Source organism: Methylicorpusculum oleiharenae (assembly GCF_009828925.2).
Classification (GTDB): Bacteria; Pseudomonadota; Gammaproteobacteria; order Methylococcales; family Methylomonadaceae; genus Methylicorpusculum; species Methylicorpusculum oleiharenae.
Genome location: NZ_WUTY02000001.1, coordinates 2,561,281 through 2,584,688, shown reverse-complemented (window position 1 = coordinate 2,584,688; position 23,408 = coordinate 2,561,281). Strand labels below are relative to the sequence as shown.

The following is a 23,408-nucleotide window of genomic DNA, read 5'->3' as shown; positions in this document are numbered from 1 at the left end:
TAAATTAGACTAATTGTACTCTTAATTCTTAGTTTTAGTCTTTAAGGTTGAAGCAAATTATATGTAGTGCAATTTGCATCAGCGGACTATCAGGATGCGCAACTTTCAAAAGCTTAAACGCCGAGGTGCCCTTGTATGAGCGCATATTCGTCTACTGCGGAAATAGGCTGAATTGGGCAGCGTTAGAAAACGACGATGTGACAATCTGAAAATTCAAGACCGAACCTCCAAACTACCCGCTCGTTGATCTGCCTTTCAGCTTGGCAATAGATTCTGTGTTTTTACCATTAGCGATCAGTGCTGAAATTTTCCACTAATGCCAATTCCTAAAGCTCGTGATCATCGTAGGTCTCTCCCTTGGGGTTCCTAGAGACCTTGAGGTAATGGGCGTAAATCCCAAAAATCTTCGGAGTACACCATTCCGGCAAAAATCATGTTGGCCTTTGATTCGTAGTTATTTTCTCAGTGGATCAAGTATTGGCTTCAATCCATTGTGGTCAATCTCCTGCATCAATGCCAATAACCGGCCCAGTTCACCATTGGGAAAACCTTCGCGTGCAAACCAATTCAGATAGTGTCCAGGCAAATCGGCAATAACTCGACCTTTGTACTTGCCAAAAGGCATGGCCAACGTCACTAGCGTTTTTAAATCTTCAGGATTCATCAAGCCAGCTCTAAGCCGATGAAGTTTCCATCTGCATCCAAGTTCAAACGCAAGCGCCCGTAGCAAGACTTCTGGTCGCATTGACAGCCGGAACCCTCCATGATGCTTTCGAGAAACGTCACATAAATCAGCAAATGGTCGGAATGCCGTTCGAGGATTTCATAGGCAATCGAATCGCTGATGATCCAGCCATTTTGTGTGCAAAAAGCACTGAGCTGATTACTGGTTTCCAGTAGTTGGGTGATGACTAAGGCTTCAGACATAGATTGCGTCTACTTATTGTCTTTATCCGAAATCACGGTGTATTCAGCAGCGATGCTTTCACCTTTAGCTTGATTGACAGATTGCTGCTGCGCGGTTCTGATCAATCGCCATGCTCTAATTCCAATAATACCCAGTGGAATTAAAAGCAGTGCAAAAAATACAGAAAATACCAGAGTGCCAACGAATGCACCGGCAATTATGGCTGGAATCGTCACGAACTTGGAAATCTTTGAATGACCATTTTCTTCAAATTGATATTCAATCTGCTGCGGGTGCGATATAGAACCAATATGGATGGTTCGTTTGTAGACTTTGAACATGGAGCTCACCAAAAACTAAACGACTAAAAAGCGCTGTCAGAATGACGGCTTAAACACATGAAGCAAAAAAAATGTCGGTGCAACTGTTTGTTAACGCTACAGAAACACCGACATCTTACTATCTCCAAAAATAAGACTTTGATCGTCAGATGAAGTTCCTATTACAGAGTAAAAACATCAACTATTTTTTACCCGCTAAAGCGCATTCTCATCACATGGTATTTAGGCTTCCACTGTCGAAATGCCCCCTTCTGCATCGAATGTTGTTGATGGCCAGCCAATGCATATCGCCAGCATCAAACTGTTACTCGATTTTGTTCATGCCCGCTTCGCACAAAAAAAAGGAAACACCCCATCAGGGTATTTCCCTGATGGAGTGAAAATGACTGGCCCAACTCCGTGATTAGGGTCCCCTCACAACAAGCCGTGCTCGGCAAAGGAATACACGGTTTCACCGACGACGAAATGATCGAGTACGCGGATGTCGACCAAGGCCAAGGCGGCTTTGAGTTTGTCGGTAATCATTTTGTCTGCCTGACTGGGTTCGCTGATACCGGACGGGTGGTTGTGCGCCATGATCAAGGCCGCCGCGTTATGCTGAAGAGCGGCTTTGACCACTTCGCGCGAGTACACACTGGCCCCGTCAATGGTCCCTCTGAATAATTCTTCGCAGGCAATGAGTCGGTGCTGGTTGTCTAAAAACAGACACAGGAACACTTCGTGTTTGAACGGTGCCAGTTTCAATTGGATACAGTCCTTGGCTTTATCCGGACTGGTCAAGGGTTCGCCTTTGCTGAAACAGCGGTTGTATATCTGGATAGCTTCGAAGATCACATCATCTTCATCTGCCACTCGGTACCGATTATTGGCGCCTCGAAGGTATAACATGGATTTTCTCCCGTGATTATGAAAGCCCGAACATCGCCTTTTCCCGTCCGGGAAAAGGCGATGTTCCGGAAGGGTTGTTAAAAAATAATTGAAACATTTACCGCATTTCCCGTAAGAGACGGCTGTGATGGGATCGGGATTAAAAGTCGTCAATGACGATAAATGCAGGATGGCGGGTCTTAGTCAAAGCGGACGAGCGTTTCACGGATAGGCAGAACTCAAGCCACCGGGCCAGTAAAACAGCGTGGCGTTACCGCGCGTTAGGGATTGGTAAAGTTAGCGTGGGTAACTCAGGTGTTTGCAACTGCCGGGCTTTCGTCTCCAGTTGGGTGGCTAAAGAGGGCCTTGGCATTGACGGGACAGCGCTGACTTCAGTCGGCTCTTCCGGAAAAAACTCTTCCACGACGGTCGAACCGTCCTCTTCATTGTCCTCAAACGCACCATTACCCAACCCCACGCGTGCGGCTTGATCCAGAGCCATTTGATCGAAGCCTGAGGCGTGGCGTTGTTCTTCAATCTGTTTAGCGGCGTGGATCGCTTCTTCAATGCTTTGATCCCCGCGTAAGGTAATGTCAACATAATAGATCGCCGAGCCATGGCTTTGCCGGGTGGTTTTACCGCGCAGTTTCAATTCCAGCGGCAGGCACGACAGCCGGTTGCCGGAAAGGGCTTTGAAGTATTGCAAGCGAGCGGTCAAGGTGCGGATACTGTTGAATCCGGTAGTCCGAAAGATGAAACTGCCTAACGGATCGTCGTCGCCGATCAGCACATTTAAACGGCCATAGGGTTTACAGCCGCCGGCTTGTGCCAGGCCGCACCCTTCCGGTGCCGGACACGGCAGAGTGACAATACCCTCATCCGTTTTGCGCCGACAGGTTTCCCCGTTACCGACGCACAATGGCCGACCGGTTTTGCGGTCGAACAAACTGTATTCGGCCCGAAAGTTTAAATCCGGCTCGTTGAACAGCAAGCGAATCGGAATGCTGCGGATTTTTCCGCCTTGCTGGGTGCGCAAAGTGCTGTCAAAGGGGTGCGCTATCCAGCCGTCTCTGCCTTGTAACTGACTGGTGAGGGTAAATTGATCTTCTTTCATTGGCAAGCGCATACCGTCCTTTTCGACGATCTTACCGATGGAAATCCGGCCAAGGACAGGCGGGGAAATGACTAAACCTTTTAACATGATGAACTCCTGTGCGTTTTGACGCTAAAAAGCAAACATACCGCCCTGAACCGGGATCTCTCCCTGTCCAAGGCTGTTGTTGTGTGGTGAGATGGCTTTGGTTCTAATTTTTGTTTGGTTTGGTTTGGGTTGTTGCGTTGACGGCTAGTCGGCGGTTTGCACGAGGAAACGCCGGCTGCCGGTTTTGGTGGTGGCATACTGCTGTAACAGGGTCGGTTGCTCTTTGAGCAGACGGGAGGTATCCAAGACGACGCTGTCCTTGGCTTTCTTCCAGGTCACCGAGCCGGTTTCAAAGGTGGCTTTGCTGGCATCGCCAATGGCTTGCTGCAAGGTTTGCTTGAACAACGCTTCCTGCTGTTCCAATTCCGTCAGGCTTTGCCGGACATTGATTAAATGGGCAAAGGTCGCTGATAGCTGGAGGTCCTGACTGAAATTCAGGGTTGCGCCGCTGTCGTGCGGATACAAACAGCGCAACGCTAGATCTGCCGATTCCGAACCGTCTGCTGGCGGGGGTGTATCGGTTTCCACGTAATTCCAAAAGCGTTGTTCCAGTTGAATCAAGCGCCCGATCAAGGCCTCGTCTCGTTGGATGCGATGGATTTCCAGTGCTTGACCGCCGAGCAAGACCGCGACATCCGCCGTGGCTTTACCGGTGACGGCTAATTGATGCTGAACCTGTAACTGCACGTATTCCGGTACCCCGTCCCGCCATAACCGGGCTCCGTTAATACCGGCAGTTTTACATTCCAGGATGTGTACCTCGTCACAACCTACCACTTCGCGGTCGATATTAGCCAGCATCCAAAACAAGTGGGGATGCGGGTGCTGCAGTACGGCATTAATACGGCGGACCTTGTGTCCGGTTCGTTGCCGGTAATGCGCCGCCACAATCGGTTCTAACAGATTGCCCCAGTAGGTGGGACTGGTTTCATCGTGGGGATCGATTTTCGGTAGATTGTCGTCGCGGCCGGTTTTCTCCAGCCACAGTTCCAGCTGTGATTGGTAAGGATTTAAGCCGACGGCTGCAGCGGCATCGGAACTGCCAATACCGCGTTTTCTGATGGCCAGCCAGTCTTCGCGCGGCATATCTTTGGTTTTGACCAGACGCAAGGCGGGTTTGGCCTTCTGGGTAGGGGGGATTTGTAAAGCGGTTTCGGTCATGGTGACCTCCTCAGTGGTCAAGTAAAATAGCTTGAAAGACAAAATGCACGAACTAACAGACACAAAAACGCCCGGTCGGAAATCCGACCAGGCGTTTTGTCAGGGGTGGGTGTTAAGGCGTGAGCGTTATGTCGTGGTTAAAGCGTTAATCCATCTGGGTTAAGCGGCCAGCTTTAAGGCCGCCTCCAGGGCTTTGTGCTTGATAGTCGCGCCTTGTCCGAACCAGGCGGAATCCATGCGGCTCTCGGTACTGCGCGCCCGTTTTTCATGGTCGACGTATTCGGTGACTGCATTGAGCAAACCCCAGGCGGTGCCTTTGGCCGACTCCAGATCGGCACCGTGGCCCTGACCTTCGTACAGGCTTTGCACTTTTTTGAGTGCCCGTTCGTTACTCAAGGCCACCGGCTCGCCATTCACGGACGGCGATTCGCACAGTACCCGCAGGAAGTAATTCATCGCTTCATGCGATTTTACTTTACGCTCTGCCAGTGTGCGCATCCGGTACATGAAGGACTCCCATTGCGAGACCGCCACGCCCAGTTGCTGTTTAACGGCTTGGGCATCGAACTTGGTGCTGTGTGGCACTTTGATCGCTTGCGTTGCGCCATTGATCGCAATGGTCAGTGTGTTGTTACACACTACCCTAATGGTCGTGGGCGTCGCTGTGGTCGCTAACGTGCCGTCACAGGAGGTGGCCAACAGCAGATAGCCATAGACCTGATCGTTGCCTTTCAGACTGGCGGCTTGTCCGGTCTTGGCTAAAGCCCAAAACTTCTTGCCGCCCTTTAATACGCCGGCGGTTTCCAGTTCGTAACCGGCAATCTCGGTTAAGTCCCTATAAAACTCTAACACCTCGCGGGGTTGCACGACTTGATAGCGTTGGGAAACCACCGACAACGGTTGTTTGGTATCGGACCGGTACAACACCTTTTGGTCCGCAAAAGTGTGGATCGTGCCGAGGTGACCGACCTGATCGGCCATGAAGCGCACTTCGGATTCTTGAATTTGCCAGTCCATACCGGCTTGTTTGGCCCAGACTTCCAGGGGCTGTTTGGGGGCGAGTAGATTGCCCAGGCCATGCCAGGGCGTTTGGCCGACATAGGCCATTTGTTCCAGTAAATGTGCCATGACTCATCGCCTCCCTTCACGCCAACGGTTCATCGACATCGCCGAACTGCAATCCGCAATCCTGGCACACGTAGTTGTGTAACACCTTTTGGTCGATGACCTGGCCCAACTTGGCGCCGGTCACACCCGCCGCAGTGGCTCCGATCAAAGCCCCCATCAAAGCGCCGCCAACTGATCCGGCAGCGGCACCGACCGGACCGCCCAACAAACCCACTGTCGCGCCAAGCTCGGCACCCATAGCGGCACCGGAACTGGAGGCCACCCAACCGCTCATTGCGCCGCCGACGGCACCGACCGCGCCACCCATTCGCTTGGCGCGGTCTAACGTGATCACCTGATGTGATCGACAAATCGGACATTGCTTACCCATCGCTAATACTCCTAAACAAAAATGCCGGACAGCAGCCCAGGATAGCGGCACGCAACAGCGTACCGAACAACTCAAGACCACAAGACGGCAGAAAAAGACCAACGCCCGACGCTAGGCGTCCGGCGTTGAAGGAAGAATAAAATACAAGCCTGCTCCCCTACGATGCGACTTAATGTCGAGTACAGGGAAGTACACTCAGGATAGGTATATGTGATTGAGATTTTTTAAAAGCGGGATTGGGTGGTTCAAGAAATGATCATCTTTATCGTAGTAAAGCAGGCTAAACCAGTCAGAATCCGTCGAAAGTTTTAAGTAGTTCTAGGTATTACTTGCCTAAATGTATTATTAATTAAGCTTACGTGAGAGCCAAATTCATCTTACATTCATGTGCTTGGTATTTCTAAGATTAACGGTCTTCTTAGGTTAAAATAAAAATATGAATACGGTGACAATAAACCAGAAAAAAGACAAAGTGTTATATGATAAGAAACGACTTGTTAGAATTGTTATTAACAATAATTACAGTGAATTTCCTAATAATCCCTATGAGCCTTCTAATCTTGATTCTATTAAAGATGATTTATTAACAAAAAATAAGCTTACGGAATATTTATATGATAACTATTATATTGGTGAAAGAGCTAATTACCAAATAGATACTATCAAGTCAATTATTGAGTTTCCTGAGCTGTATGACGCCATTCAATTAGATAAAAGCGAGTTATTCAAGATATTAACGCATTTTGGTATTTTGTCCCAAATCAAGCGTGGCTGGTATAATTTACTTATAACAGGTGAAAATAAAACAACAACGCCTTCCTTGTCTGATTACCCTTTATATTCTCCTGCTAAAGAAAAGAAGGAGCCAAAAAAATTAAACGATGCGATCATTCGATGCTATTACTCGCGCCTTATTAGCGGTTTAAGTAATGAAGATAGAACTGATTATCCCTATCTATTGCCTAATAAATATCCTTTAACCGCTTTAGATGGACTGATTTCTCTTTTTGATGAAGCAATACAAAAATTGTTTTTCGAATTACATAGAAACACTGATGGTTATCTTGATGAAGCAAAACTGCCTGATACCGGCCTGGATGAGGTAATTTCTTATATTAGAGATACGCTGATAAAGGTTATAGGAATCTATGTTAAAAATAATACAATTACTATAACAGAAAGTCTTCGGGTGTTACTGATAAAAATGCCTTCTTATAATCTTGCTATTAATCAAGTAGACGCAACTTTACGCACTCAAGATCAGATATTGCGTAGTTTGCCGAATAATTTTCAGTATTGTCATCATATTATTTCAGAGGACGAAATCATACCGACCTTAGAGAATTTAAGAGCGGTTAATTCGAGAAAGCCACCTTCTGATTTGATAAAATGCGCTCAGGTTATTTGCAGAATTTACATTATCTCGAGTAATAGCCATTGTAAAACTGAAGAGGAGCTTGCAGCTTTCGAAAATAGGCATATGCAGCCTGACTGTGTCGCCGTGGCTGCTGCTTTGCTTTATAACGATTTTGATAATAAGACTAAGTTGAATCTATATATATCCGGCGATAATAATCCAGGCTGTTTAATCTATAAAGAAATTTCAGGTTTTTCGCGGCGGATTAATGATGTTGGCCATGTTACTAAAGAGGACGTATTGGGTGCGGCTCTTAATCAGGAGCTTATCAAATTTTTCGTTACTCGGCATTCGATAGCAGTCAATAGTTTATCTGGCAATTACACAAGCCAAGAAGGAGCAGTTGCACACATGCGAGTCAGGCGGGAGAAGCTGGAAATTCAAAAGGAAATGTACCAAGTTTTTAAAATGCTCAGTGTCAAAGATACGTATTCCTTAATAATAGACTTTTGTGCTCAAGTTGATGATTTTGTTAAAGCTGGCTAAGAAAAGTAACCGGCTTCATCAAAAGGCGCGTCATGCGCTATATAAAATGTGGCAGGTGAATGTAAGCACTCATTCTGCGCGCAGAGGGTTGGTGCTTACAAAATGAATCCAAGTGATATATTAGTCGCATCGACTGCTAATTGACGAGATTTTTGGTAAGTCGATCAAAATGCCTATAAAAAAATAATTAGAACATCAAGCTGCCAAGTTTGGCTGTTGCTACGTCGTTGTAGTTGGCGGTTACTTTTCACTTAATCTCACTCCCTTTTCGCGTGCACCTTTCACGGTGCATAGCAGCAAAAAATCCAGAAGGATAGTTCCTTTTTCTAGCCCCTAACATTGGATATCTTAGAGTTGAATTAATTCAAACGACTCAATGAAACAAGATCCTTGGTTAGGAGATTCAAGATGGTAATACCAAAGCTATTAAGGCAAAGAGACGCACCTGGTTATTTAGGAATGAGTGAACCGGTTTTCAATAAGCTGGTTAGGCCATACCTAACTGAAATTCGATTTGGACGATCTGTTTCTTATGACAGACTTGACTTAGACGCCTGGGCTGATAAAGTCAAAGCCGCAAACGGAAAGCCGGGCAAGCCACTGGAGAAAATATCATGGCAAAATCAACCCCCGGCCTTAGAAAAAAAGGCAATATCTGGCACATCGACAAAACCATCGCAGGCATCAAGCTTCGCGAAAGCACTGGCGAAACGGAACTCGAAGCCGCTGAATGTTACTTAGCTAAGCGTATTCAAGAAATCCGAAAAGAAGTGGTATACGGTGAACGTCGTGAGAGGACATTCGATGAGGCTGCTGGTCGCTTCATTGAAGAAAATGGGCATAAACGATCTTTGGATCGAGATATAGATACGCTGAAGGCAGTGATGCCGTATATCGGTCAAATCGCGTTGCAGAAAATTCATTCGGCTTCTCTGGATCAGTATATTCGAGATAGAAAGACCGCTAAAATTTCTGCAGGAACACTGAACCGGGACATGGCCATCATTCGTAGAGTTTTAAAGCTCTGTGTGGTTATGTGGCGTGATGAACAAGGCAGGCCTTGGTTGGATAGTGCGCCGCTTCTGCCTTCGGTAAAAGGCAAGAAGCGTAAGACACGTCCGATATCGATTGCGGAACAAGAAAAGCTAATGAAGGGTATGCCGCAATATTTGGCGGATATGGCTCTATTTGCACTGCATACTGGCTTGAGAGATCAGGAGTTATGTGGCCTCAAATGGGAGCATGAAGCCAAGATTTCCGGCACCCAGGAGTCAGTCTTTATCATCACGGAAGAGAGTGCAAAAAATGGTCATGAACGCATCGTGCCACTGAATGCTTTAGCGCGCTCGATTGTGGATCGTTATCGGGGTCAATCAGAGTTTGTATTTCATCTGAAAGGCAACCGATTAGAGAGGATGAACAACAGGGCGTGGCGAAAAGCACGTGAAGCGGCTAATCTAGCTGATGTTCGCGTGCATGATTTGAGACACACGTTTGGTATGCGTTTACGTGCAGCGGGCGTGAGCTTTGAAGATCGGCAGGACTTGTTGGGCCATCATGCAGGGCATATTACCACGCACTACAGCAAAGCTGAAATCGCTCGGTTGATTGAGTGTGTTGAATTGCTTTGTGGCGATAGGCACGGAACAGAACTTACACTGATCCGAGCAGCATAATCGTCAAAAAATCGGAAATGAAAAATGATAAGCACAAAAAAACCAGTTGCCATAACAAGCTAACTGGTTGATTTATATATTAAATGATGGTGGGTCGTGTGCGATTCGAACGCACGACCATCGCATTAAAAGTGCGGTGCTCTACCGGCTGAGCTAACGACCCAACAAAGATTGCCTATTATAATGATTTATTTTCAGCTTGCAACATTTTTTTACATCTATTGATATCGAGTCGGATCGAGCTCTCCTGCTTCTTCAAATCCTTTTTTCCGCAACCGGCAGGCATCGCATATTCCACACGCTAAACCTGATTTTGTTGCGGAATAGCACGACACGGTTTGATTGTAATCCACACCTAATTCAATTCCTTTTTTGATTATATCGGCTTTGCTCAGCCTGATAAGCGGAGTATGAATTTGAATGGGATGTCCCTCTACACCGGATTTAGTTGCCAGATTTGCCAGCTTTTGAAAAGCTTCTATAAACTCGGGCCGGCAATCCGGATACCCTGAATAATCAACCGCATTCACACCGATAAAAATATCCGAGCAACCGAGCACTTCTGCCCATCCCAGTGCAAAAGATAAAAACAGCGTATTGCGCGCAGGGACATAGGTTACCGGAATGCCTTCCTGAAGCGAAGTGGGCACAGCAATATGTTCATCGGTCAATGCCGAGCCACCGATGGCGCCCAGGTCAATATTAATTGTTTTATGATCTACGACACCGTATTCAACAGCGATGGTTCGTGCAGCATCGAGTTCGGCATTATGCCTTTGTCCGTATTCGAAACTCAGGGCATAACAGTGATACCCCTGTTTTTTAGCCATGGCTAAAACGGTGATTGAATCCAGTCCACCGGATAACAGAATGATTGCTTTACGTTGCATGATTTTTTTATTTTCCTTGCGCATCATTCCATAACAGCTTGTGAAGCTGTATTTGGAAGCGGACAGGCAATCGATCTTGTAGAATTTTTTCGGCGAGTTCAGTTGGATTTTGTTCACCCATGACCGGTGAAAAGAGCACGTCGCAGCGTTCGTTTAATCGATATTGCATCATGATGTTTTTGGACCACTCGTAATCGGAATGGTCGCCAATGACAAACTTAACCTGATCCGATGAACTCAAATAATCAATATTTTCATAGCGATTTTTTGAGATTTCGCCGGAACTGGGTGTTTTAAGATCCATCACTTTGACAACACGCGGATCCACACCGGAAACATCAAGCGCACCGCTTGTTTCAAGCGATACGACAAAGCCTTTATCGAGCAGTTTTGTCATCAATTCATTGCAATTCGTTTGAGCCAGCGGCTCCCCGCCGGTGACGGTGACAAAACGAGAGCTATAGCTTTCAACCTGACTGATGATGTCATCAATACTCAGTCTTTCGCCACCGGTAAAAGCATAAGCCGTATCACAATAAACACAACGCAGTGGACAGCCGGTCAGGCGAACAAACACGGTAGGCAAACCTACCGTATTTGACTCACCTTGCAGGGAATAAAAGATTTCAGTAATTTTTAATGAACTCACGCTTAGGGCGCACCGCTTTCAATTTGTTGCATTTTTTTGGCCGCTAAATGGGCGGCTGTGGTTCCTGGAAAACGCGTGGTAATTTGTGAAAAATACTCACCGGCTTTCGCTTTATTGTTTTGCTCAAACTCGATATAGCCTAATTTAAGCAGAGCATCACTGACTTTGGGACTGGCAGGATAGTTTGATACGACATTACTGAAAGCTTCGCGGGCCAGGCTGACTTCCTGATTGACCTTGTAAGCCTCTCCCAGCCAGTATTGCGCGTTATCTGAATACTCTCCGGCAGGATAGTCTTTAAGAAAGGCATTCAGAGCGGTAATAGCCTGACTGTAATGCCCGTCTTTCAGCGTATCGTAAGCTTCTTGATAGCGCTCTTTTCTGGATTTTCCGCTCACCGCTGCTGAAGCAGCAGGTGCCGCTTCCGTAGCTGATACTACCGGTTTAGCCGGTGCTTGGTTAGCAACAGCAGGCTGGGCGGGGATGACCGGAACAGCTGCAGAAGGCGTAGCACTGGCCGCGGGAGGCTGAGCTTCCTGGGCAGGTGGAGCAGGCTCCGCTTTTTCGCCCGCAGCCGCAGTGCCAGACGTTTCCAGCGACTGCATCCGTTGATCAAGATCGTTATAAATCGTATTTTGCCGTTTTTTCAGTTCAGTAATAGTGAACGCCTGTTCTTCAACAGTACCCCTTAATTGTTGCACTTCCGCCTGCAACTGCTCTACTCGGCCGAGCACTTCATAAAGCGTGCTGGCAGAAGAGGGTTTTGCAGTGCTTGCATTAGCCGCTGGATATGCAGAATTATCATAGACAGAGGGCAACGGACGCGATTGCGCCCATACAGACCCACTGCTAAAAAACAACAAAAAGAAGAACAGACGTAATTTCATTATTGCCCCTGATAAATCAGTTCGACTCTACGGTTAAGCTGCCATGCCGACTCATCGCTACCCATTGCAGAAGGTTTTTCTTCCCCATAGCTGACCACTTGAAGCTGACTTTCCGAAACGCCTTGAACTTTCAGCATACGGTCAACCGATTTACCACGTTGCTCTCCTAAAGCAATGTTGTATTCCGGAGAACCACGCTCATCTGCATGGCCTTCCAAAACCAGCCGCGCTCTAGGATGTGCGACCAAATATTTTGCATGGGCAGCGATGACGGGAATAAAATCCTGCTGAACGTCACTGCTGTCATACATAAAGTAAATGGTGCTTTTTGACAGCGGATTTGAAGGATCGCTAAATTCAGGCCCCATAAACGAATTAGGGTATTGACTATTGGAGCTGCCACTTCCATAGGCGCCATCGCTTCCGCTGCCATAGCCGCCGGTTTCAGAACCCGTTATTCCGGTACCAGCTCCATAACCGGAACTTGACGCATCCGGTGTTCCGCCTTGAGTTGCATCCAATAAATCAGTGCCTTCTTCGGCATCCGAGCTACACCCCGACAACATCACTATGGACACCGCTAAAGCAACAAGTAGTTTTGTAAATTTCATATCAATTGTTCTCCAAAAAAGTAAGTCATTAATTTTACTGCAAAATTTATTTTAATCCGGGCAAATTATTCAATGCACTGAATGCTATTGAGGCGACCAGGCAGGCTCTCTAACCGCTCCGCTTTCCAATGTCAGCTTTTGATGGGTACGACCGTCAACAGATACCGCTGACAATACACCTCGGCCACCCTGTCTGGAGGCATAGAGCACCATACCGCCGCTGGGTGAAAAACTGGGCGACTCATCCAATCGGCCGGCCGTCAAAACATTAATCGCTTTGCTGCCCATATCCATTACAGCAACCCGGTAATCTCCACGATTCCCATGAACCATGGCCAAGTTTCTGCCATCACTGGAAAAAGCCGCTCCGGCATTATAGTCACCTTGAAAAGTCAAGCGCTTAGCCCCCCCACCATGAGCGGGCATCATATAGAGTTGCGGCTTTCCACCTCTATCGGAGGTAAACACGATACTACTGCCGTCTGGCGACCAGACAGGCTCGGTATCAATCGAGTATTCGCTGGTCAATTTAGTCAGCGACCGCGTAGACAGATTCAACGTATAGATATCGGGGCTACCGTCTTTAGATAAGGTCAAAGCCAGTTTTGAACCATCAGGCGACCAACTGGGAGCGCCATTAATTCCGGGAAAATCAGCCACACGAGAACGATTACCCGTGGTCAGAACCTGTACATAAATCGCTGAAGATTTTCGTTCAAAAGAAACATAGGCGAGCATTTTGCCGTCAGGCGACCAAGCGGGCGACATCAGAGGCTCATAGGATGCAGCAACCGTTTTGGGACTACTGCCGTCGGCATCAGCAACCTGCAGCTTAAACTTTCTCCGACCATTGGGCTCTGTAACCGACGTAATGTAGGCGATACGGGTACCAAAATCGGATTTCTTACCGGTTAATTTTTCATAAATAAGATCACTGATTCGATGTGCGGACCGGCGCAGCTCGTTAGGAGGCACGGTCATCTTATAGCCCATCAAAGGCTCATTCTTATAAACGTTAAACAACTGAAAATCGATATTATAGCGTCCACTGTCCGGGGTGATCTGCCCAATCACCAGATATTCCTGGCCTAATACTTGCCAGCTTTTGAAGTCAACCTCTTCCGGACGAGTCGGTTTTGTCAGCATTTGCTCTCTGTCCAGCGTGCGAAAGTAACCGGTCCGATTTAAATCGGCATCAACAATTGAGGAGACGTCATCCGGTAAAGGGGTAGCGCCTTGCCAGCCAAACGGAACGATGGCAATAGGCACCGCTTTTTCCGAACCTTGGGTAATCCTGATGGTTAACTCTTCGCTTTGAGCTGCGACAGCATAAACAACCAGCAGCAGTCCCAATAAAATTTTTCTGATCAATTCAATCACGTTTTACCTCTGTAAAATATTCGCCACACATTAGGGCAGATTAATGGGGCTCAAATTCAAAAACGAAGTTCTTGAATTTACTGTTAAATAACTCTCTGTCGTTGGGCACTGGCAATGGCGAGGCCTTTTTTACGGCATTTTCAGCCGAACGGTCAAACATGTCATCCCCACTGCTTTTTACGATAGACACACTCATCACCTCGCCCGAGGAAAGTAGACTGACTCGCAAAGTACATTTCAAATTACCGTCGGATGAAGCAGGCCGGATCCAGACTCGCTCAACCTTTTGCTCGATCTCTTTTGCCGCTTTTGCCAGCATGTCTTCTCGTGCTTTCGCCAATTCCGCTAGACGGGCTTTTTCAGCGGCAGCTCTGGCAGCTTCAGCGGCTGCTTTTTCTGCTTCGGCTTTACGCATGGCTTCAGCTTGTTGCTTGGCCAGTTCGGCTAAACGTGCGCTTTCTGCTTCTGCAGCCTTTCGTTTAGCTTCTTCTTCCTGTTTACGTTTTTCTGAGGCTGCTTGTTCAGCTTTTTGCCGGGCTAATGCTTCCTGTTTTTTCTTTTCAGCTGCAGCGGCTTCTGCTGCTTTTCGTTTGCCCTCTTCTTCCTGCTTGCGCTTTTCTGCGGCTGCTTGTTCGGCTTTTTGCCGGGCTAATGCTTCCTGTTTTTTCTTTTCAGCTGCAGCGGCTTCTGCTGCTTTTCGTTTGCCCTCTTCTTCCTGCTTGCGCTTTTCTGCGGCCGCCTGTTCGGCTTTTTGCCGGGCTAATCCTTCCAGTTTTTTCTTTTCAGCTGCAGCGGCTTCTGCTGCTTTTCGTTTCGAATCGTCTTCCTGTTTACGTTTTTCCGCTGCGGCCTGTTCGGCTTTTTGTCTTTTTACTTCAGCTGCCGCTGCGGCTGCTTGCTCAGCCTTCAGCTTGGACTGTTCTTGCTGCTTGCGCTGTTCCGCCGCCTGTTGCTGAGCTTTTTGTTTTTCAGCTTCTGCTTTTTGTTGAGCTGCTTTTTCCTGTTTTTGTTTTTCTGCCGCAACTTGAGCCGCTTTTTGCTTAATATCCTGCTCTTGTTTACGTTTTTGTTCAGCCGATTGCTCGGCTTTTTCCTTAGCAGCTTCCTGTTGTTTGCGTTGTTCAGCTGCCAGTTGCTGAGCCTTTAATTTTTCAGCCTCTGCTTTTTGTTGAACCGCTTTTTCCTGTTTTTGTTTTTCTGCCGCAACTTGAGCCGCTTTTTGCTTAATATCCTGCTCTTGTTTACGTTTTTGTTCAGCCGCTTGCTCGGCTTTTTCCTTGGCAGCTTCCTGTTGTTTGCGTTGTTCAGCTGCCAATTGCTGAACCTTTAATTTTTCAGCCTCTGCTTTTTGTTGAACCGCTTTTTCCTGTTTTTGTTTTTCTGCCGCAACTTGAGCCGCTTTTTGCTTAATATCCTGCTCTTGTTTACGTTTTTGTTCAGCCGCTTGCTCGGCTTTTTCCTTGGCAGCTTCCTGTTGTTTGCGTTGTTCAGCTGCCAATTGCTGAACCTTTAATTTTTCAGCCTCTGCTTTTTGTTGAACCGCTTTTTCCTGTTTTTGTTTTTCTGCCGCAACTTGAGCCGCTTTTTGCTTAATATCCTGCTCTTGTTTACGCTTTTGTTCAGCCGCTTGCTCGGCTTTTTCCTTGGCAGCTTCTTGCTGTTTGCGTTGTTCAGCTTCTGCTTTTTGGGCGGCTTCTTCTTCCAATTTTCTTTTCTCAGCTGCCATTTTCTCGGCGCGCTTTTTTTCCTGTTCTGCCGCTTGCCGGGCTAATGCCTGTGCCTGCCTGAGATTTTCTTGCTCGATTTTTTTTAGCCGGTCCGCTTCTGCCTGAATAACTGCATCATCAATAACGACGGCATCAATAGCTTCTGGTAATGGATTTGACTCGGGCGTTACCTGGAAATCGAAACTGAACAAAAATACACTGAGCAGCAACAGATGCAGGGATAACGCCAGCGTAAACGGCCAACCGAATTTGCGTTTGTTATTCATGCACTCTATTGTTGATGCTGATAAGGCTGCGTCATTAAACCGACTTTGGGAACACCTGCATTTTTCAAGGCCGCCATAGCCGTGATGACTTTGCCATAATCGACATCCTTATCGCCTCGAATAAATACTTGTATTTTTGGCTTGCCCTGCAAAACGTCTGTCACTTTGCTCAACAACTCTTCCGATTCGACAGGAATACTGGTTTGGCCGCCCAAATCCACAAAATACTGACCGTCCTTATCAATCGAAACAATTATGGGCGGATCGTTTTTTTGTTCGGTGGCTTCGGATTCGGCTTGTGGTAAATCAACGTCTACCCCTGTTTGCAACATAGGTGCCGTGACCATAAAAATGATCAATAAAACCAGGGTCACGTCGATGTACGGAACGACGTTTATTTCTGCCTTTGGCTTTCTTCTTCCGTTTTGCCTGCTACTCATTGACTGTGTGCCTGCCTCTGTAACAAAACGACAAACTCGTCGATAAACAATTCATACCGACCGATCAAACGGTCCAGATTGGTCGCAAAACGGTTGTAGGCGACTACCGCCGGAATCGCGGCAAACAAACCGATTGCTGTCGCGATTAAGGCTTCGGCAATGCCTGGCGCTACTTGAGCCAGCGTAGCCTGCTGGACATTACCTAGAGAGCGGAATGAATTCATGATGCCCCAGACAGTACCGAATAAACCTATATACGGACTAATAGAACCGACCGTGGCCAAGAAAGGCAAATGCTCATCCAGCCGTTCCAGCTCACGATTTAACTCAATTTTCATCGCCCGTTGTGCATTTTCCACCTGAAACTGAGGATTAATGCCGCCCATTTGGCGCATTCTGGAAAATTCCTTATAGCCCGCCATAAATAATTTTTCTATCCCTTCAGGCTCAAAGTCATCGGATGCCAGACGCTTGTATAACTCGGTCAAATCAACGCCTGACCAGAACTCTTCTTCAAATTCGTCAGCAATAATCGCGGCGCGGTTGAATTCCTTGCGCTTGGTAAATATAAAAGTCCAGGAAATCAGCGATGCAACCACCAGGATCAGCATCACCATCTGAACCAAAAAGCTGGCTTCTTTTATTAAATGAAAAAGGGATAAATCAGCATTCATTCTTAAATTGCTCTATTAAAATTTTAGGTATGGCCTTAGGCCGCATAGTTTCCGGATCAACACAGGCGATGCGTACCAATCCCTTGCACAACACATCTTCACCTCGATAAATAAACTGTTCAAACAACAAACTGGCTTTCTTTTCCTCAATGATCCCGGCGGTGACCGAGATTAATTCGTTAAAACGAGCAGGCTTCAGGTAGTCGATTTGAACGGAACGCACAACGAAGATAATTCGTTCATTTCTAATGAGGCTATCTTGCTCGAACCCCGCAGCACGGAGCATTTCAGTTCTGCACCGTTCAAAAAACTTCAGATAGTTGGCATAAAACACCACACCGCCCGCATCCGTGTCTTCATAATAAATACGAATTGGCCACTCAAATTTTTGCAGGGTCATTGTATAGGAACAATACTTGATTTTTCAATGACATCGGCTAAAAACCGGAGAAATCTCTTCACCCTGATCTCAGGTAAACACATCATCGGTTTCACCCAGGTGTTTCGGCGGCTTTAAACCAAAATGCAGGTAAGCATTATGGGTGACAATCCGTCCACGCGGCGTTCGCATAATAAAACCTTGCTGCAGCAGATAAGGTTCCAAGACATCCTCTATGGTTCCCCGCTCCTCGCTGATCGCCGCAGCCAAGGTGTCCAGTCCTACCGGTCCGCCGTTGAAATTATCTATCATCATTAACAGCAATTTTCGGTCCAATGCATCAAATCCATTGGCATCCACTTTCAACATTAAAAGCGCGAGATCAGCGACGGACTGATTAATAATGCCGTCACCTTTAACTTGAGCATAATCGCGCACCCGGCGAAGCAAGCGGTTGGCAATACGCGGCGTTCCTCGGGCACGACGGGCGATTTCAGCAGCACCGGCATTATCGATGGCAATGCCCAATAATGAGGCGGAACGCACCACAATACTTGCCAGTTCCTCAACCGTATAAAACTCAAGCCTCTGCACAATCCCAAAACGGTCGCGTAACGGCGAAGTCAATAAGCCTGCCCGGGTAGTTGCGCCCACCAGGGTAAAAGGCGGCAAATCCAGTTTGATCGATCTGGCGGCGGGTCCTTCACCGATCATGATGTCAATCTGATAATCTTCCATCGCAGGGTACAGCACTTCTTCGACAACCGGGCTCAAGCGATGAATCTCATCGATAAACAGCACATCATGCGTCTGCAGATTGGTCAGCAAAGCCGCCAGGTCGCCTGCTTTATCAAGCACAGGGCCCGATGTGCAACGGATATTGACACCCATCTCTGTTGCGATAATCATCGCCAGGGTCGTTTTCCCCAAACCGGGCGGACCAAAAATCAGCACATGATCCAGTGCTTCCTGACGACGAGTCGCCGCTTGAATAAAAATATCCATTTGCGCGCGCAGTTCGGGCTGACCGATATATTCGCTGAGTTTTTTAGGCCGAATAGCCCTATCAACCCGTTCTTCGTCTCCTCGGCCCCGAGAGCTAATCAAACGGTCTTCCTCGATCATCGGCTTGCGCCTTGCAGAGCAAGCCGGATTATCGCTTCACAAGTTTTGCCCTCAACTGGAATGCTGCGCACCATTTTTGCCGCATCAACCGGCTTATAACCCAGCGCACACAATGCGCTGATCGCTTCTTGCTGGGGCTTTAATTCAGATTGTGAAACCGACACGTCCGAACCCTTGACTGCACCGACCTCATCGCCCAAGTCCGGCAGGCGGTCACGCATTTCGATGATCAGCCGTTCGGCTGTTTTTTTGCCTACACCGGGCAACCGCACCAATGCTTGCGTATCGTTATTATGAATGCAGCGATGAAAATCTTCAGCGCTCTGACCGGACAAAATCGTCAAAGCCAGTTTGGGTCCTACGCCGTTGACCTTGATCAAGGCCCTGAACATCAGGCGGTCGGTTTCGGTGGAAAAACCGAATAAGATATGTGCGTCTTCACGCACGACCAAATGGGTAAACAAAGTAACCGGGGCACCCAAAGCGGGGAGATTATAAAATGTAGTCATCGGCGCTTCGACTTCGTAACCGACGCCATTGACATCAATCACCAATTGAGGCGGGGCTTTGACGACCAGCTTGCCACTCAAAAAACCAATCATCGCCAAACTCCCGAGCTTAAACGGCGCTCAGTCTGCTGATAATGAGCATGACAAAGACAGATTCCTAACGCATCGCCAGCATCGATCTGAAGAGTGCCCTGAATATTTAACAAGATTTTTACCATGTGCTGGACTTGCGCTTTTTCAGCATTACCTTTTCCGACCAAAGCCTGTTTGACTTGCCGTGCCGCATATTCAAAAACCGGCAAACCTGCTGACTGTACCGCGCAAATCGCGGCACCTCGAGCTTGCCCAAGTTTTAGCGCTGAATCGGCATTTTTATGCATGAATACCGATTCAATTGCCATTTGATCAGGCTGATAATTTTCGACAACTTCAACCAGGCCTTTGAAAATCTGTTTCAATCGATCCGGAAAATAGTCCGCAGTGACTTTGATACTGCCACTGGCTATATACCTCGTTCCGTGCGGTAAATCTTCAATAACCCCATAGCCGGTTATCCGGGAACCGGGGTCTATACCTAAAATTTTTGTCACGTTCGATTTAAACAGCCGGATAGGAAAGGATTGATTATTTGTATCTGCTCACCCCCCTCCAATTTTAGTGGGTGTAGGTGGTTGATTGAAAAGGCTTCTGCAACAGGGATGTTGCAGAGAGCTACAGGGACGCATGGATGCGTCCTTTGAAATCAAGCACCTACACCCTTAATTCAAAGCGGGCGAGTAGTTACGATTTTTTTATAACTCGAATGAATAAGCGCTTAATCAACAGCCATGTTATTCATTATTTCCTCGCTGATTTCGGCATTCGAATAGACATTTTGCACATCATCCAAATCCTCTAAACGGTCAATCAGCCGCAACAACTTCTCGGCATCATTTTGATCCAAATCAGCTTGGGTGGAAGCCTGCATGGTCACCTCCGAATTCTCGGGAACGAAACCCGAGGCAATCAACGACTCTTTAACTTCAAGATAGTTTTCAGGCGCTGTCGTCACATCAATGGTCCCGTCTTCATTGGTAACCACATCATCGACACCCGCTTCCAGCGCCGCTTCGATAATGGCATCTTCATCCACCGTATCGGGAAAACTGATAATGCCCACTTTAGTGAACAAATAAGCAACAGAACCATCCGTCCCCAAATTTCCGCCCGCCTTCGTGAAAGCATGACGCACTTCGCCTACAGTTCGGTTACGGTTATCGGTTAAACAATCAACCATGATGGCCGCACCGCCGGGTCCATAGCCTTCATAGCGCACTTCCTCGTAATTGGCGCCATCTTGAACGCCCAACGCTTTTTTGATGGTGTTATCGATGGTGTCGCGCTTCATGTTAGCGCCCAACGCTTTATCGATTGCGGTGCGCAAGGTAGGATTGCTGGCAGGATCGCCTCCTCCCGATTTAGCTGCGACAGAAATTTCACGAATCATTTTTGTGAAAATCTTGCCGCGTTTGGCGTCTTGTCCGGCTTTTCTGTGTTTTATGTTAGCCCACTTACTATGTCCAGCCATACTTCTCTCTAAATCTGTAATAAAAAACTGCGGATTCTACCATTCTGCCTGCAGCTTATCGAATTTAAGTCAATGAAGATTCAATCGATCGAATCAGGGGATCGATCTTGTGAGTACTTGACGAGGACTCACAAGATCGAATGACAATTATCTCAAGTAATCCAAAACAGCCTGCAAAGAGGGCTCGCTGATGAAGTGATCCGCCTGCTCCTGGACAATCGGTCTGGCAACAACCCCGCCAAAACCAATAAAAAAAGCGCCCGCCTGCTTGGATTCAAGATCGGTTTTGCCGTCTCCAACCATCGCCAAGCGTTGTCCGGCTTGACTTAGCTGTTTGCAAACCTGAGCTTTTCCGCCGGCTCTGGCCAAGGTTGATGCGCGATCAAAGTCGCGATAACTGCCATCTTCGTTAAAAAAGATATCCACCGCAAACACATGGCTTTCGGGTAAATTGAGCAGTGACGCCATGGGCCAAATAGCCTGACGGATTCCGCCACTGACAATGTACACGGACTTACCCAGTGCCGTTAACTCAGTGAACAGCGCCTCAACACCGGCAACTTTTTCGCGGATATATTCATCTGCCAACCAATCAATAGCCTGTTTGTCGGGCTTTATCATTTCCAGGCGATGGCCGTAAACGGCCTCTAACGGCACCTCACCGTTCATTGCCTGGTCGGTCAAACGGGCCATTTCTTCACCCATGCCCGCTCTTTTTGCCAATTCATCTATCCCTTCGATTTTGCTCAGCGTACTGTCAAAATCAAAACAGATACGGTCAAAACTCATAGAATGACCTGAGCCGCGCGATGAACTGCTGGAATATCGCACAACTGAGCCAGTAAATCATCGTTCAACGGCTCGGAAATACTGATCACCGCCATAGCCATTTCATTATTGGCTCCGCCAACTTCCATCCGGCTTATATTGATGTTGGATTCTCCCAAAACGCTACTGATAGACGAAATCACGCCCGGCTTGTCATCGTGACGGGTAAAAATCAACGTGCCTTCAGGCACAACTTCAACTTCGAACTGATCTACCTGAACCAGACGAGGCCGGCGCTCACCCAATAACGTGCCAGACAGGCTGACAGACTCATTTCCAAAAAAGCCGGTTACTTTGACCAGTGATAAAAAGTCATGTGTTTCCTCGGTTTTTGATTCAACCAGCGAGATGCCTTGACGCTTGGCTATTTTTTCGGCGTTGACGCGGTTTACCGGCGTTGAAACCTTACCGGATAAAACACCCACCAATGCTTCTATGGATACCGGTCTCACATCAACTTCAGCCGCTTTACCGAATAATGCCACTTCGATACGTTCCAAAGGCTGAGTTGCAAGTCCGGCAAGCACTTTGCCCAGAATATTGGCCAAGCCCATGTACTGGCTTGCTTTTTTCAATTGTTCAGCGGACAAGCGCGGCAAGTTCAAGGCATTGACAGCCTCGCCGGTTTTAAGATAAATCACGGCTTGTCTGGCGATTTCGACACTGACGGCCACTTGGGCTTCTGCAGTCGACGCGCCCAAATGCGGCGTAAAAACAATATTGTCCAGCTCCAGCAGCGGTGAATTTACCGGCGGCTCGTGTTCAAACACATCCAGTGCGGCTCCGGCTATGCGATTGTTTTTCAGCGCATCGTATAACGCCGCTTCATCTATCAATCCGCCTCGGGCACAATTGATGATCATCGCTTCTTTTTTCATCATGGCCATTTGTGCACTGCCGATAATGCCTTTGGTTTTTTCGATCAACGGACAGTGCAATGTCAGATAATCTGCTCGTTTGACCAGTTCTTCCAAATCGACGGATTGAACACCGTAACGCTCAAAAATTTCAGGCGTCACAAACGGATCATAAGCAATTACTTCCATACCCAAACCCAGACCACGCTGAGAAGCAATACGGCCTATGGTACCAAAACCGAGAATAGCCAGCGTTTTGTGTGCGACTTCAGAACCCATCAACTTGGAACGTTCCCATTTTCCTGCACGGATAGAGCGATCGGCAGCGGGTAAATGACGGCTCAGCGATAACATGTGGGCAATGGCCAGTTCGGCTGTGGTCGTTGCATTGGCATCAGGCGTGTTCATGACAATAATGCCCTGCTCAGTCGCAGCGGCGATATCGACGTTATCGACACCGATCCCGGCACGGCCCACCACCTTGAGTTTCGTAGCCGCTTTCAGCACTTTTTCAGTCACTTTAGTATCGCTACGGATCAACAGCGCATCATACTCACCGATAATTTGACACAATTCGTCTTCTTTTAAACCCGTTTGAATATGAATATGAATTCCATCCTGATCATTCAGGTAATTGATGCCTGCTTCAGCTAATTTGTCGGATATGAGTATTTTGTACATGACCAGAAATTTGAAAGAAAGTGAAAGTTAAAACGCATAGCTTAACAGTTTTGACATCATTGCAGTAACTCGAAATTAATGGAAATGAGTAAAGCTCATCCAATAGACTATTTACTAAAAAAAATCAGTGCCGGAATGTTCAATAGAATTGCATTTAAAGTGCGAGTCATTCTAGCGACTGCAATGGCGACTTAATCTGTTGTAATTTCTTCAATATTTTCCTGATAAACTTTTATACTTTTGTTACTTCAAATTTTGGCACCCCCATACCCTTCTCATCTTGGAATATAGGGTTACAGGACAGATAAAACCGATTTCTCATGCGAACACTATAACTATAACAAGCAGGCCTTCGTGAAACAGGATGCCTGCATTTTCACCGCC

At 47.3% G+C, this 23,408-nt stretch carries 25 protein-coding genes, 1 tRNA gene and 1 pseudogene; 3 read left to right on the top strand and 24 right to left on the bottom strand.

Annotation, left to right across the window (positions count from 1 at the left end; all coding sequences use genetic code 11):
- Positions 1-230: 230 nt before the first annotated feature.
- Positions 231-317: pseudogene (locus tag GO003_RS26590) on the top strand (YceK/YidQ family lipoprotein); the annotation flags it as partial.
- Positions 318-454: 137 nt separating this feature from the next.
- On the opposite strand, the gene GO003_RS11740 reads toward GO003_RS26590, so the two are convergent.
- The 8 genes from GO003_RS11740 to GO003_RS11705 form a co-directional block, all read right to left on the bottom strand.
- Positions 455-664 carry a DUF3820 family protein gene (locus GO003_RS11740; protein WP_159659533.1) on the bottom strand — a complete coding sequence of 70 codons (210 nt, stop codon included), beginning with the start codon at positions 662-664 and terminating at the stop codon, positions 455-457.
- Entirely contained in the window at positions 664-927 is a 264-nt protein-coding gene (locus tag GO003_RS11735; protein ID WP_159659534.1) for a hypothetical protein, read from the bottom strand. The genes GO003_RS11740 and GO003_RS11735 overlap by 1 nt, the downstream gene beginning before the upstream one ends.
- A gap of 9 nt (positions 928-936) precedes the next feature.
- Entirely contained in the window at positions 937-1,248 is a 312-nt protein-coding gene (locus GO003_RS11730; protein WP_159659535.1) for a hypothetical protein, read from the bottom strand.
- A 414-nt stretch (positions 1,249-1,662) separates the two neighbouring features.
- Positions 1,663-2,136 carry a RadC family protein gene (gene radC, locus GO003_RS11725; protein ID WP_159659536.1) on the bottom strand — a complete coding sequence of 158 codons (474 nt, stop codon included), beginning with the start codon at positions 2,134-2,136 and terminating at the stop codon, positions 1,663-1,665.
- Between the two features lie 250 nt (positions 2,137-2,386).
- Positions 2,387-3,316 carry a recombination directionality factor gene (locus tag GO003_RS11720; protein WP_159659537.1) on the bottom strand — a complete coding sequence of 310 codons (930 nt, stop codon included), beginning with the start codon at positions 3,314-3,316 and terminating at the stop codon, positions 2,387-2,389.
- Positions 3,317-3,460: 144 nt separating this feature from the next.
- Positions 3,461-4,477, bottom strand: a complete 1,017-nt coding sequence (locus GO003_RS11715) for a YqaJ viral recombinase family nuclease (protein ID WP_231088956.1) — start codon at positions 4,475-4,477, stop codon at positions 3,461-3,463.
- A gap of 159 nt (positions 4,478-4,636) precedes the next feature.
- Positions 4,637-5,605, bottom strand: coding sequence for a DUF932 domain-containing protein (locus GO003_RS11710; RefSeq protein WP_159654914.1), 969 nt, complete (start codon positions 5,603-5,605; stop codon positions 4,637-4,639).
- A gap of 16 nt (positions 5,606-5,621) precedes the next feature.
- Positions 5,622-5,975 carry a hypothetical protein gene (locus GO003_RS11705; RefSeq protein WP_159654916.1) on the bottom strand — a complete coding sequence of 118 codons (354 nt, stop codon included), beginning with the start codon at positions 5,973-5,975 and terminating at the stop codon, positions 5,622-5,624.
- 436 nt (positions 5,976-6,411) lie between these two features.
- On the opposite strand from GO003_RS11705, the gene GO003_RS11700 reads away from it, so the two are divergent.
- Both GO003_RS11700 and GO003_RS11695 read left to right on the top strand, forming a co-directional pair.
- Positions 6,412-7,878, top strand: a complete 1,467-nt coding sequence (locus GO003_RS11700; RefSeq protein WP_159654918.1) for a hypothetical protein — start codon at positions 6,412-6,414, stop codon at positions 7,876-7,878.
- Between the two features lie 614 nt (positions 7,879-8,492).
- Complete coding sequence (locus GO003_RS11695; RefSeq protein WP_159654920.1) at positions 8,493-9,554, top strand: tyrosine-type recombinase/integrase; 1,062 nt, start codon at positions 8,493-8,495, stop codon at positions 9,552-9,554.
- Positions 9,555-9,641: 87 nt separating this feature from the next.
- Here GO003_RS11695 and GO003_RS11690 read toward each other — a convergent pair.
- From GO003_RS11690 to serA, 16 genes are all read right to left on the bottom strand, one after another.
- Positions 9,642-9,717: transfer RNA gene (locus tag GO003_RS11690), tRNA-Lys, on the bottom strand.
- Between the two features lie 55 nt (positions 9,718-9,772).
- A complete protein-coding gene (gene queC, locus GO003_RS11685) occupies positions 9,773-10,444 on the bottom strand; it encodes a 7-cyano-7-deazaguanine synthase QueC (RefSeq protein WP_159654922.1) in 672 nt (223 codons plus the stop codon).
- Positions 10,445-10,451: 7 nt separating this feature from the next.
- A complete protein-coding gene (gene queE, locus GO003_RS11680; RefSeq protein ID WP_159654924.1) occupies positions 10,452-11,093 on the bottom strand; it encodes a 7-carboxy-7-deazaguanine synthase QueE in 642 nt (213 codons plus the stop codon).
- 2 nt (positions 11,094-11,095) lie between these two features.
- Positions 11,096-11,980 carry a tol-pal system protein YbgF gene (gene ybgF, locus GO003_RS11675; protein WP_159654926.1) on the bottom strand — a complete coding sequence of 295 codons (885 nt, stop codon included), beginning with the start codon at positions 11,978-11,980 and terminating at the stop codon, positions 11,096-11,098.
- Positions 11,980-12,591 carry a peptidoglycan-associated lipoprotein Pal gene (pal, locus tag GO003_RS11670; protein WP_159654927.1) on the bottom strand — a complete coding sequence of 204 codons (612 nt, stop codon included), beginning with the start codon at positions 12,589-12,591 and terminating at the stop codon, positions 11,980-11,982. The genes ybgF and pal overlap by 1 nt, the downstream gene beginning before the upstream one ends.
- 84 nt (positions 12,592-12,675) lie before the next feature.
- Positions 12,676-13,968 (bottom strand): Tol-Pal system beta propeller repeat protein TolB, encoded by a 1,293-nt coding sequence (gene tolB, locus GO003_RS11665; protein ID WP_159654933.1) that lies wholly within the window; start codon positions 13,966-13,968, stop codon positions 12,676-12,678.
- A 43-nt stretch (positions 13,969-14,011) separates the two neighbouring features.
- Positions 14,012-15,964 carry a cell envelope integrity protein TolA gene (gene tolA / locus GO003_RS11660; RefSeq protein WP_231088955.1) on the bottom strand — a complete coding sequence of 651 codons (1,953 nt, stop codon included), beginning with the start codon at positions 15,962-15,964 and terminating at the stop codon, positions 14,012-14,014.
- A gap of 5 nt (positions 15,965-15,969) precedes the next feature.
- Complete coding sequence (tolR, locus tag GO003_RS11655; RefSeq protein WP_159655227.1) at positions 15,970-16,404, bottom strand: protein TolR; 435 nt, start codon at positions 16,402-16,404, stop codon at positions 15,970-15,972.
- On the bottom strand, positions 16,401-17,078 hold the full coding sequence (gene tolQ / locus GO003_RS11650) for a protein TolQ (RefSeq protein ID WP_159655225.1): 678 nt from the start codon (positions 17,076-17,078) through the stop codon (positions 16,401-16,403). The genes tolR and tolQ overlap by 4 nt, the downstream gene beginning before the upstream one ends.
- Complete coding sequence (ybgC, locus tag GO003_RS11645; protein WP_164505714.1) at positions 17,068-17,472, bottom strand: tol-pal system-associated acyl-CoA thioesterase; 405 nt, start codon at positions 17,470-17,472, stop codon at positions 17,068-17,070. Before ybgC ends, tolQ begins: the two co-directional genes overlap by 11 nt.
- 75 nt (positions 17,473-17,547) lie before the next feature.
- Complete coding sequence (gene ruvB, locus GO003_RS11640) at positions 17,548-18,579, bottom strand: Holliday junction branch migration DNA helicase RuvB (protein WP_231089191.1); 1,032 nt, start codon at positions 18,577-18,579, stop codon at positions 17,548-17,550.
- Positions 18,579-19,184, bottom strand: coding sequence for a Holliday junction branch migration protein RuvA (gene ruvA, locus GO003_RS11635; protein WP_159655219.1), 606 nt, complete (start codon positions 19,182-19,184; stop codon positions 18,579-18,581). Before ruvA ends, ruvB begins: the two co-directional genes overlap by 1 nt.
- A complete protein-coding gene (ruvC, locus tag GO003_RS11630) occupies positions 19,181-19,681 on the bottom strand; it encodes a crossover junction endodeoxyribonuclease RuvC (protein WP_159655217.1) in 501 nt (166 codons plus the stop codon). Before ruvC ends, ruvA begins: the two co-directional genes overlap by 4 nt.
- Before the next feature lie 224 nt (positions 19,682-19,905).
- On the bottom strand, positions 19,906-20,658 hold the full coding sequence (locus GO003_RS11625; RefSeq protein WP_159655215.1) for a YebC/PmpR family DNA-binding transcriptional regulator: 753 nt from the start codon (positions 20,656-20,658) through the stop codon (positions 19,906-19,908).
- Positions 20,659-20,805: 147 nt separating this feature from the next.
- A complete protein-coding gene (locus GO003_RS11620; RefSeq protein ID WP_159655213.1) occupies positions 20,806-21,447 on the bottom strand; it encodes an HAD-IB family phosphatase in 642 nt (213 codons plus the stop codon).
- On the bottom strand, positions 21,444-23,024 hold the full coding sequence (serA, locus tag GO003_RS11615; RefSeq protein WP_159655211.1) for a phosphoglycerate dehydrogenase: 1,581 nt from the start codon (positions 23,022-23,024) through the stop codon (positions 21,444-21,446). The genes GO003_RS11620 and serA overlap by 4 nt, the downstream gene beginning before the upstream one ends.
- Positions 23,025-23,408: the final 384 nt, after the last annotated feature.